Raw genomic sequence first — 10,880 nt, 5'->3', positions numbered from 1 at the left:
TCCAACGTCAGGTCATCGGCGAAATGCCGGTCACCGGTCGCGTCGGGCACGTACTTCACACAGACAACGATCCTCAAGCTCACGCCGGCTCTCCTCACTGATGCGGTTCGTGATCCGACTCTATGGCACTCAGTACCCTGAGTAAAGGTACGCAGTGCCGGAAGGCTGCTTCTGGTGCTACGTTTCCGCCATGACCGATGACCGCGGACCGGCCAAGAAGCCGCCCATGCGTGACGTGCTCGCGGAGGCTGCCTTCGGGCTCTTCATGGAGCGCGGGTTCGAGCGGACCACGGTGGACGACATCGTCGCCAGGGCGGGGGTGGGGCGGCGTTCCTTCTTCCGCTACTTCCCGTCGAAGGAGGACGCGGTCTTCCCCGATCACGAGCGGTGTCTCGCGGACATGACCGCGTTCCTGGACGCCGCCGGTGACGGAGATCCGGTGGACACGGTGTGTGACGCGGCCCGGCTCGTCCTGCGGATGTACGCCGTGAACCCGGAGTTCTCCGTGCAGCGCTACCGGCTCACCCGGGAGGTGCCCGGACTGCGCACCTATGAACTCTCCGTCGTGCGCCGCTACGAAAGGACCCTCGCCGGATATCTGGAGCGGCGCGGCGACGGCGGCAGGGAGGCCGCGCTGCGCGCCGAGGTGATCGCCGCCTCCGTGGTCGCGGCGCACAACAACGGCCTCCGGTCCTGGCTGCGTTCGGGCGGCCAGGGCGATGCGGGCGCCGAGGTGGACCGGGCGCTCGAACTCGTCCGCACGGTGTGGGGGCGGGCGTCCGCGCGGCCCGCCGTGACCGCTGCGGAGGACGAGGTGATCGTGATGGTCGCGTCGAAGGGCGCCCCCATGTGGCGGGTGGTGCAGCGCATCGAGTCCGCTCTCGGCCAGGACTGAGGGGCCGGCGGAGGGGCTTCGGTAACTTTCGGCACTCAGTACCTTTACGTGCTGGCACTAAGTGCCATACGGTGCCGGTGTGCCGTCGCCGGCGGTGCGGCGCACCCAGTCGAGCGCGGGAGGCCGAGACGTGTTCAGTACCGGAACCGATGGGGGGCGGACGGCCTGCGACACGGCGGATCCGCATACCGTGGAGGGGCTGGTCTACCAGCTGTGCCGATGGTGCGGCACCGCTTCGTTCCGCAAACTGCTGTGCCCCGTCTGCGCGTCGAGCGATCTCGAACCGGAACGCAGCGACGGTCACGGCGTCGTCGTACGGTCCAGCGTCGTGAACCGCTATTCGCGGGTGATGCGGAACGAGTCGCTGGTCCGGTTCCCGGAGGGTTTTGTGTACCGGTGCCGGATCGTGGGCGCGGCGCCCCACCTGGTGAGCGTCGGTGACCGGGTCCGGCCCGTGGGCGGCGCGACCTCAGAGGCGGGCGAGGTGGTCCTCGAACTGTGCGACCCGCCCCTCACGGCCGGCTGGTACTGACGCGGAGGCGGTCCGGCCGACGGCGGTTCACCCGACCCGCAGGACGTGCTTGCCGCGTACGCCGCCCGCTTCGAGGGCGCGGTGGGCGTCGGCGATCTCCGCGAGGGGGCGGACGGTGTCCACGACAGGGCGGATGCCGCCGTCCTCCGCGTACCGGGCCAGCCGGGTGAGCAGTTCGGTGTCCGGGTTGCCGCTGAAGAACCGCACGCGCCCGGAGCCGTGGCGGGCCGAGGCGAGGAGGTAGGAGAGGGAGCGGAAGGTGTGCTCGATGTCGAAGGACACGGCCACCATGCGCCCGCCGGGGGCCAACAGCTTCCGGAAGTCGCGGTGCCGGGTGCCGACCGTGTCCAGGACGACGTCGAAGGCGCCCAGTTCGGCGGGGCCGGTCGTCCGGTAGTCGAAGGCCTCTTCGGCTCCCAGGCCGCGGACGAAGTCGAGGTTCTTCGCCCCCGCGAGAGCGGTGACACGGGCGCCGAGCATCTTGCCGACCTGGACCCCGATGCTGCCGACCCCACCGCTGCCCCCGCGCACCAGAAGCCGTTCACCGGGCCTGAGCGCGGCCTTGTCGGTCAGCGCGGTCAGGCTCGTCGTGCCGCCGGCCAGCAGGGACACGGCCTGTTCTGGCGTCAGGTTCGCCGGGGCGGGCGAGATGTTCCGCGCGGTGACGGCGACGTACTCCGCCGCGCTGCCCATCCGCCTCGGCAGCACACCCCACACCTGCTCGCCCACCCGCACGCCGGTCACGGACGGGCCCAGCGCGGCGATCTCGCCCGCGAAGTCGATCCCGGTGCGCTGGGGGAAACGGCGCCCCGTCACCAGGCGTACCTTTCCGGCCCGGCCGTACAGCTCACCGCCGTTGAGCCCGACCGCCCGGACGCGGACCAGTACCTCGCCGGGCCTGACGTCCGGCACGGGCACCTTGCCCACATACAGCACCTCCGGAGGGCCGTACCGGTCGAAGAGGGCCGCGCGCATCTCGTCCACGTGTCTGTCCTGCTCTGCCTCGGGAACCGCAAGCGGAATGAAGTTTCCGCTTCCTTCTCCTCAAGCTAACAGGCTAAGTGGATGACACCTTCCACTTACCGCAAAGTGAGAGACATGCCTGCTCAGCCCTCTCGGAAGCGCCCCACCACGGCCGGTGAAACCTCCGCGTCCGCCGCCCCGGCCGGACTGCGGGCCGACGCCCGGCACAACCGTGAGCGCATCCTCGAAGCGGCCAGGGAGGCCTACGCGGCCCACGGCATCGACGTGCCCGTCACGACGATCGCCCGCCGGGCCGGTGTCGGGGTCGCCACGCTCTACCGGCGCTTCCCCACGCGCGCCGCGCTCATCACGGAGGCGTTCTCCGAGCAGCTCGATTCGTGCGTCGCGGCACTCGACGCGGCGCTGCGGGACCCCGACCCCTGGCGCGGCTTCTGCTCGCTCATCGAGAAGGTGTGCGCGATGCAGGCCACCGACCGGGGCTTCACCGCCGCGTTCCTCTCCCGGTTCCCCGACGCCGTGGACCTCGATGGACAGCACGTCCGCGCAGCGGAGGACATCGCCCGACTGGTGCGGCGCGCGCAGGAGTCGGGGCAGCTCCGCGCCGACTTCGACCCCAGGGACGTCACGCTCCTGCTGCTGGCGAACAACGGCGTCGCCGGAGACTCCCCGGAGGTCTCGGCGGCCGCGTCCCGGCGGCTCACCGGCTACCTGCTCCAGTCCTTCCGGGCCGAACACGCCGCACCGCTCCCGCCGCCCGCCCCGCTGGAACTGAACCGCGTGCACCGGCTTCCGCCCGGCCCGTGACAGCGCCCGGCCCGCTCGTCCGCCCGCGCAGAGCCCCGAACCGGGCGGGTGAACACGGTCTTACTGGCCCCGTACAGGTTCGTCGGCCATACTGCCCGCCGTGGAGCAGCGCATAGATCCCAACACTCAGCCCGCGTACGCCGCAGGGACAGACCCGGCGTACATCCCTGGTCTCACGGCCCCCCGAGCCACCGGAAAGGCGGACGAGGAGCCGGAGCGGACCGAGGAGCCCGTACCCGAGGACGCCGTACCCGAGGACGCCGCGCCCGCCGAGGCGGAGGCCGCGTCCGGGGAAGCGGAATCCGACGGCGAGGCCGTCGCGGAGGCGGCGGACGACGAGGAGGACGAGGACGAGAAGGCGAACACGGGCGGGGACGGTCCCGCGTTCGAGGTGAGCGACCGCCGCGGCTCGATCACCGCGGACCGTGCGGGCGTCCGGTTCACGCTGGACGACCAGGAGGCCGACTTCCGCTGGGACGAGATCGGCGCGGTGGAGCTGAAGCCGGCCCGGTTCGGTCGCCGGTTCACGGTCACGGTCCACATGTCGAGCATGCGGTGGTTCAACGCCGAGGTCGAGGCGGCGGCCAGGAGCAGCCTCAAGGAGTGGACGGAAGGCTTCGACGCGGTCCTGGACGCCTACTTCGAGGAGTCCTGACCGGCGGCCGACGCGGGGTCCTGACCGGCGGCGGACGACCAGGGGTCCTGACCGGCGGCCGGCGCGCGGTCCTGACCGGTGGCGGACCGCGCGGCCGGGCCCGTCCCGGGACGCCGCGGGCCGAGGAGCGCGCGGCGGATGTGCGGCCAGGCGGCTGCTCCGAGCGACGCGTCGGCCGCCGGTGAGCCGCCATGCCGGAAGGTGCCGGAGGCGGGCACGGCCCCCTCGCCGGGCAGCCGCGGCCGGTGTCCCGCGTCCGCCCGGCTGACCAGCCGGACGGGGAGCCCTGCTGCCCGCCGCCGGGCGGCCAGCTCCCGCGCGTACCGGAGCGAGGGCCACATCAGGTCGTCCCCGCCCGCGACCAGCACGAGTTCGGCCGCCGACCTCTCCACCGGGATGGCCGCGGCGGCGACCAGGTCGGGGTGGGCCCGCACGCTCTGTTCGTACCAGCCGAGGACCGAGACCGGGGCGCCCGCCGGCTCGGCGGCCGTCCAGCCGGTGTCGTAGGGAACGAACGGCAGCGGCTGCCCCCGCCAGGTCCAGGAGGACCGGTGGGGCGTCGCCGAACCGTCCCGGCCGGGGCCGATGTTGGCCCAGGTCAGCGAGGTGGGGGAGAGCGCCACCACGGCGTCGATGCCGGGCTGGAGCACGGACAGGTGCAGTGCGGCCTCCGCGCCCTTGGAGACCCCCAGGACGCTGATGCGCCGGGCCCCCTCCGCGCGGAGCCGGTCGAGCGCCGACACGAAGGTCTCCAGCGGGACTTCACAGATGCCCGGCGGCTGTCCGGGGCCGCCGAACCAGCGGATCGAGAGGGCGGCCAAGCCCTCCCGGGCCAGCAGTCGGCACCGCTCCTCCTCGACCCGCCCGCTGGACCCCGAGAGCACGAGCACCCCGGCGTCACTGCCTCGGGCGGGCGCGGCGCGGAAACCTGTCCAGGGATCCGCGCCGCGCCCGCCCGAAGCGCGCACACTGCTCTCGACGATGTCCGGCACAGACTCAGGCGTCGGCCAGCACCACGGAACGGGTGAGGTGGCGCGGGCTGTCCGGGTCCAGGCCGCGGGCGGCGGCGCGGGCGATGGCCAGGCGCTGGACGCGGACCAGCTCGGCCAGCGGGTCCAGACCGCTCTCCACCCAGCGGGCGCCGGTCCCCTCGACCTGCTCGCGCAGGCCCTCGGGCGCGGTGCCGAACATCCAGGTCGCGGTGCCCTCTGTGGCGATGCTGATGGGGCCGTGGCGGTACTCCATCGCGGCGTACGACTCCGTCCAGGACAGCGAGGCCTCCTTCATCTTCAGCGCGGCCTCGTTGGCGAGACCGGCCGTCCAGCCTCGGCCGAGGAAGGTGAACTGGGTGCAGTCCAGGAGCCCTTCGGGCAGCGGTTCGGCCAGCGCGGTCTCCGCGTCGCGGACCACGGCGTCGGTGTGCAGACCGAGGTGGGCGCGGAGCAGGGTCAGCAGCGTGGTCGCGAAGCGGGTCTGCACGACGGACTGCTCGTCGGCGAAGTCGAGCACCACGACCGCGTCCGCGGACGTCATCACCGGGGTCTGCGGGTCGCCGGTGATGGCCACCGTCGGGGTGACACCGCGCAGCCGGTCGAGGAGTTCGAGCACCTCGGTCGTGGTGCCGGAACGGCTGAGGGCCACGACCCGGTCGTAGCGGCGGCCGAACGGGAACTCCGAGGCGGCGAAGGCATCGGTCTCGCCCTGGCCGGAGTCCTCACGGAGCGAGGCGTACGCCTGAGCCATGTAGAACGAGGTGCCGCAGCCCACCACGGCGATGCGCTCACCGGACGCGGGCAGTACGGCAGCCTGGCTCTGCGCCAGATCCGCGGCGCGACGCCAGCAGTCCGGCTGACTGGCTGTCTCGATCTCGACAAATGACACTTTTGCACTCCGTACTGGTGATGGGATGCTCGTAAACGCACGATATACGGGACGTGCAAGCATTATCAAGCATTTTCCTTGCAGGTGGCTTGACTCGCGAGGGCCTTGTGCGACGCTTGCGCGAGTCCGGTGATGGCGCCCAAGGGGATGGGTGCACGCGGCCGGACCTGTGAGGAGAGTGCACGTGTCCAGGGATACCCGGTGGAACTCACTGCTGGAGCTCGTAGGCAAGCATGGCCGGGTGGACGTCGAGGACGCCGCGAAGGTGCTGGATGTCTCGGCGGCGACCATCCGTCGAGATCTGGACCAGCTCGCTGAGCAGCAACTGCTCACCCGTACGCGCGGCGGCGCGGTCGCGCACGGTGTCAGCTACGAGCTGGCGCTGCGTTACAAGACGGGACGCAACGCCCCGGAGAAGCAGGCCATCGGCCGCGCCGTGGCCGAACTGGTGGCGGTCGGCGAAGTGGTGGGGCTGACCGGCGGCACCACCATCACCGAGGTGGCCCGCGCGCTCGCCGTGCGCTCCGACCTGGTGGGGGACGCCGCCGCGGGGGCGTCGGGGCAGCCGACCCTGACCGTGGTCACCAACGCCCTCAACATCGCCAACGAGCTGGTGATCCGGCCGCAGATAAAGATCGTGGTGACCGGCGGGGTGGCCAGGCCGCAGTCGTACGAGCTGACGGGCCCGCTGGCCAGTGGCGTACTCGGTGAGATCACGCTGGATGTCGCCGTGCTGGGTGTCAACGCCATCGACACCGAACGTGGTGCGTACGTCCACCACGAGGGCGAGGCCAGCATCAACCGGCTGCTCGCCCAGCAGGCCCAGCGGGTGGTGGTGGCGGCCGACTCCTCGAAGATCGGCAAGCGGGCCTTCGCCCGGGTCTTCGACCTCGGGCTGATCGACTTCCTGGTCACCGACAAGGGGATCCCGGCCGAGGCAACGGCCCGTTTCACCGAGGCCGGCGTCACCGTGATCGCCGTCTGAACCCGCCTGAAACCGTCTGAATCCGTCTGAATCAGTCCGGGCCGTCCCACCCGAAGGGTGCGGGCGGCCCGCCGTTTTGCGTGCCCTGGACCGCCTCCGGGAGTGATCGATCATGCACTTACATGTGCATGATCGATCACAACCAAGCATGCGCAGGCCGGATTTGATGGGTTGACAGCGTCGGTTGCGGTCGCTTCGCGGCCGTCTTGCGCCTCTTCTGTGCATATTTCGATCCACGGGGGCGTGCCGACGTGCTGCGTGTCGTGGTTTTTGGATGTCGATAGATGTTCGTTACCTCTGTGAAATGGACAACTCTTGCCATCCGGGTGCGCTGTCGTGAACTATGTGCCTGTCGCCGTGAAGGAGCAGCGGCCGCCCCCTCCGGGACGCGGCCCGCCTCCACGTATGCGGGACGTTCTCTCGCTCCATCAGCCCTGGAGGTGCCTGTGACGATGGCAGATGTGCCGGTCACAGCAGCGCGGCAGTCCGTGCCCCAGCCCCGCGACCCGGACGGCGCCGACCTGCCCGCCGGGAAGAAGCCCAAGAAGAACCGAATACGGCAGCCGCTCCGGCACCGGCTGAAACGAGACAGGGCGCTCCTGCTGCTCTGCCTGCCGGGTGTTCTGTTCTTCGCGCTCTTCTTCTACCTGCCGCTCGCGGGCAACGTCATCGCCTTCCAGGACTACCAGCCGTTCCTGGGCTTCAAGGAGAGTCCGTTCGTCGGCCTCGCGAACTTCACCGCACTGGTCGCCGAACCGGACTTCTGGAGCGCGGTCTCCAACACGCTCCAGATCACCGCGATCCAGCTGGTCCTGTACTTCCCCGCACCGATCGCCCTGGCACTGCTGCTCAACTCGCTGATCAGCGAGAAGATCAAGCGGTTCATCCAGACCGTGGTGTACCTCCCGCACTTCCTGTCCTGGGTCGTCGTGGTGGCCATGTTCAAGCAGGTGCTGGGCGGCGCGGGTTCGGTCACCACGCTGCTGATGGAGCACGGCGTCAGCATCGGCAACGTGATGACGGACCCCGGCACCTTCAAGCTGCTCATCACCGCCCAGGCCATCTGGAAGGACACCGGCTGGGGCACGATCATCTTCCTGGCGTCCATCGCCTCGATCGACATGGCCCAGTACGAGTCCGCCGCGATGGACGGCGCCGGCTGGGCCCGCCGGATCTGGCACATCACCCTGCCGGGCATCCGGCCGGTGATCCTGATGCTGCTGATCCTGCGGCTCGGCGACATCCTCTCGGTCGGCTTCGAGCAGATCATCCTGCAGCGTGACGCCGTCGGCCCGGACGCCTCCGAGGTCATGGACACCTATGTCTACTTCCACGGAGTCGTGGACGGCGACTGGGGCATGAGCACCGCCGCCGGTCTGATGAAGGGCGTCATCGGATTCGCCCTCATCCTCGCCGCCAACAAGCTGGCCCACCGCTTCGGCGAGCAGGGAGTCTACCGATGAGTCAGCAGTCCGTCGCGACCCGGCTGCGCAGTGCCAGGTTCGGCCCGAAGACCGGTGGGGGCATGCGCGCCTCCAACGGCAGGCCGCCGTGGATGGAGCGCCCCCACTGGTACGGACAGGGCGCCAAGGGTCTGGCCCTGATCGTCCTGACCGTGATCGTGCTCTACCCGTTCCTCCTCGCCATCGGCACCAGCCTGGCGGGCCGCGAGGAGCTGAACGCCAACGGCGGTTACGTACTGCTGCCGCATCACCCGACCCTGGAGGCCTACCGGGTCATCCTCTCCGGCGGGATCGTCACGCAGGCCGCGCTGGTCTCCATCTTCATCACGGTGATCGGTACCGCGCTCAGCCTGGCGTGCACGGTGATGATCGCCTACGGGACCTCGCGCCCCGGCACGGTCCTCGCCAAGCCGATCCTGCTGCTGGTGCTGGGCACGTTCCTCTTCGCGCCCGGCATCATCCCGACGTACCTGGCGGTCCAGCAGTTCAAGATGCTGGACACCTACGCGGCGCTGATCCTCCCCGTACTGCTCAACGCGTTCAACATCGTGGTCGTCCGCTCCTTCTTCCAGAGCATCCCCGAGGAGCTGTACGACGCGGCACGGATCGACGGCGCCGGTGAGATCAAGGTCCTCTTCCGGATCGTCCTCCCGCTGTCCAAGGCGGTCCTCGCCGTCGTCGGCCTGTTCTACGCGGTCGGGTACTGGAACAGCTTCTTCAACGCGGTGCTCTACCTCAACGACTCCAGCAAGTTCCCCATCCAGGTGATCCTGCGCAGTTACGTGCTCAACGGGCAGAGCATCAACGCGTCGGCCATGGGCGTCCACGCGATACCGCCGGCCACCTCCTTGCAGATGGCCGTGCTGATCATCGCCATCGTGCCCATCCTGTGCGTCTACCCCTTCCTGCAGAAGTTCTTCGTCAAGGGCGTCCTCACCGGGGCGATCAAGGGCTGATCCGCCCACCGCCTACTTCGCCGCCACGCGCTTCACACCCTTCAAGGAGCCCCATGTCCACCAACTTGTCCCGGCGCGGATTCATGGGCGCCGCCGGAATCGCCGGCCTGACCGTGGCCGGGCTGTCCACCCTGAGCGCCTGCGGCAGCGGTGCCTCGGTCAGCAAGGGCGGTTCCAAGGCGTCGGCCAAGATCAAGCTGCCGTCGTACGTGCCCGCGAAAACCGCTCCCGCGGACCTGGCGGGCAACGCGGCCGGTCTCGACGCCGCGTATCTCCGCTACCCCAAGGCCCTCACCAAGTCGGTGGCCAAGGCGCCCGGTGACGGCAGCCGCATCACGGCCCTCACCGAGACCTTCACCACCCCCGCGCCGCCGCAGGCCAAGAACGCCTACTGGCAGGAGCTGAACAAGCGCCTCGGCGCGCGGTTCGACATGACGATCGTGGTGGACCAGGGCGTCGACGCCTATCTCCAGAAGTTCAACGCGATGATGGCCGGCGGCGACATACCCGACCTGGTCTGGTTCCCGCCGAACCAGGGCATCCAGCGGGTGCCCGAGCTGCTGGACGCCAAGTTCCACGACCTGACCCCGTACCTCTCGGGCGACGCGGTGAAGGACTACCCGAACCTGGCGAACCTGCCGACCACCGCCTGGAAGACCGCCGTCGTCAACGGCAAGATCCGAGGCGTCACCGTCGCCTACGGCTCGATGGGCCAGGTGCACGTCGTCAACCAGGACTACTGGAAGCCGGTCGGCGGCGCGGAGTTCACCAGCGCCGAGGACTTTCTGGCCAAGGGCAAAGAGCTCATCGACCCCAAGCGGAACAAGTACTGCCTGGAACCTTCGTACGTGAACCACGTCGGCATTTTCGCCCAGTGGTTCGGGGTGACCACCGGCTGGCGGCTGGACGGCGGAAAGCTGACCCACATGTACGAGACGGACGAATACCAGGAGGCCCTGGAGTTCGCCGTCAAGTGCGCCAAGGCCAAGCTCTTCTGGCCGGACCCCAACCTCAGCACCACGATGGAGAAGGTGGCGCAGGGCACGCTCGGCGCCTATGTGCAGTCCTTCCCCAGCTTCCTGGTGGACGCCAGGACGTACGACTTCCCGTTCGGCATCATCGCGCCCTTCGCCGCCAGGGCCGGAGTCAAACCGCGATACAGCATGGGCTACGGCTCGGTCGGCTACACCGCCATCAACAAGAAGGCCGACGAGAAGCGCGTCAAGATGCTGCTGGGCGTCCTGGACTACCTGGCCGCCCCCTTCGGTACGGAGGAGCGCCTCTTCCTCGACAACGGCATCGAGGGCAAGCACTTCACCCGTACGGCCAAGGGCGACGTCAAGCTCACCGCCAAGGGGAACTCCGAGGCGGTGACCACGGCGATGCCGCTGGCCTTCCTCGCCGCGGGCCCCGAGTACATCTACCTGCCCGGACAGCCGGAGCTGGCCGGAAAGATCCACGGCTGGCAGCAGGAACTCCTCAAGATCGGCCAGTCCAACCCGACGAGCGGGCACTTCTCGGACACGTCGACGAGCAAGAGCCCCTCGCTCACCACCGCCATGGCCGACGTCCAGCTGGACATCATCGCCGGGCGCAAGCCGATCTCCGCCTACAAGGAGCAGCTGCGCAAGTGGCGCTCCGGCGGCGGTGACAAGATGCGTGCCGAGTTCGAGGCCTCACTCGCCGGCAAGTAGTCCAGGGACCGGGAAGCCGGTCCTCGTCCGC

General features: G+C 69.6%; 11 protein-coding genes and 1 pseudogene. 8 read left to right on the top strand and 4 right to left on the bottom strand.

What is annotated here, in order from left to right:
• Positions 1-83 (bottom strand): annotated as a pseudogene (locus tag ACZ601_RS37965) (electron transfer flavoprotein subunit beta); the annotation flags it as partial.
• 107 nt (positions 84-190) lie between these two features.
• On the opposite strand from ACZ601_RS37965, the gene ACZ601_RS37960 reads away from it, so the two are divergent.
• Positions 191-895 carry a TetR family transcriptional regulator gene (locus ACZ601_RS37960; protein WP_440579027.1) on the top strand — a complete coding sequence of 235 codons (705 nt, stop codon included), beginning with the start codon at positions 191-193 and terminating at the stop codon, positions 893-895.
• 130 nt (positions 896-1,025) lie between these two features.
• Positions 1,026-1,427: a Zn-ribbon domain-containing OB-fold protein gene (locus ACZ601_RS37955; protein ID WP_469546500.1), complete on the top strand. Its 402-nt coding sequence runs from the start codon at positions 1,026-1,028 to the stop codon at positions 1,425-1,427.
• Between the two features lie 27 nt (positions 1,428-1,454).
• Here the strand turns inward: ACZ601_RS37955 and ACZ601_RS37950 are convergent, their stop codons facing one another.
• Positions 1,455-2,402, bottom strand: a complete 948-nt coding sequence (locus tag ACZ601_RS37950) for an NAD(P)-dependent alcohol dehydrogenase (RefSeq protein WP_469546515.1) — start codon at positions 2,400-2,402, stop codon at positions 1,455-1,457.
• A gap of 123 nt (positions 2,403-2,525) precedes the next feature.
• On the opposite strand from ACZ601_RS37950, the gene ACZ601_RS37945 reads away from it, so the two are divergent.
• Both ACZ601_RS37945 and ACZ601_RS37940 read left to right on the top strand, forming a co-directional pair.
• Positions 2,526-3,215 (top strand): TetR/AcrR family transcriptional regulator, encoded by a 690-nt coding sequence (locus ACZ601_RS37945; RefSeq protein WP_469546497.1) that lies wholly within the window; start codon positions 2,526-2,528, stop codon positions 3,213-3,215.
• 100 nt (positions 3,216-3,315) lie between these two features.
• A complete protein-coding gene (locus ACZ601_RS37940) occupies positions 3,316-3,870 on the top strand; it encodes a hypothetical protein (protein WP_469546494.1) in 555 nt (184 codons plus the stop codon).
• Here ACZ601_RS37940 and ACZ601_RS37935 read toward each other — a convergent pair.
• On the bottom strand, positions 3,852-4,862 hold the full coding sequence (locus ACZ601_RS37935; protein WP_469546492.1) for an acyl-CoA thioester hydrolase/BAAT C-terminal domain-containing protein: 1,011 nt from the start codon (positions 4,860-4,862) through the stop codon (positions 3,852-3,854). The two genes, ACZ601_RS37940 and ACZ601_RS37935, sit on opposite strands and share 19 nt — an antisense overlap.
• A 4-nt stretch (positions 4,863-4,866) precedes the next feature.
• Positions 4,867-5,751 carry an SIS domain-containing protein gene (locus ACZ601_RS37930; RefSeq protein WP_469546489.1) on the bottom strand — a complete coding sequence of 295 codons (885 nt, stop codon included), beginning with the start codon at positions 5,749-5,751 and terminating at the stop codon, positions 4,867-4,869.
• A gap of 184 nt (positions 5,752-5,935) precedes the next feature.
• Between ACZ601_RS37930 and ACZ601_RS37925 the strand changes: the two genes are divergently transcribed.
• The 4 genes from ACZ601_RS37925 to ACZ601_RS37910 all read left to right on the top strand — a co-directional run bounded on the left by ACZ601_RS37925 (position 5,936) and on the right by ACZ601_RS37910 (position 10,849).
• Complete coding sequence (locus ACZ601_RS37925; protein WP_440574887.1) at positions 5,936-6,736, top strand: DeoR/GlpR family DNA-binding transcription regulator; 801 nt, start codon at positions 5,936-5,938, stop codon at positions 6,734-6,736.
• Between the two features lie 452 nt (positions 6,737-7,188).
• The gene (locus ACZ601_RS37920; protein WP_469546487.1) at positions 7,189-8,199 is read left to right on the top strand and encodes an ABC transporter permease; all 1,011 of its coding nucleotides are present in this window, start codon (positions 7,189-7,191) and stop codon (positions 8,197-8,199) included.
• Positions 8,196-9,155, top strand: coding sequence for a carbohydrate ABC transporter permease (locus ACZ601_RS37915; RefSeq protein ID WP_469546481.1), 960 nt, complete (start codon positions 8,196-8,198; stop codon positions 9,153-9,155). Before ACZ601_RS37920 ends, ACZ601_RS37915 begins: the two co-directional genes overlap by 4 nt.
• 53 nt (positions 9,156-9,208) lie before the next feature.
• Positions 9,209-10,849, top strand: coding sequence for a type 2 periplasmic-binding domain-containing protein (locus tag ACZ601_RS37910; RefSeq protein WP_469546478.1), 1,641 nt, complete (start codon positions 9,209-9,211; stop codon positions 10,847-10,849).
• The last annotated feature ends 31 nt before the right edge of the window (positions 10,850-10,880 follow it).

This window comes from Streptomyces sp. NPDC104307, from assembly GCF_055584045.1.
Note: the sequence above shows the minus strand (reverse complement) of the source record. Positions and strands in the feature narration are given on the sequence as shown.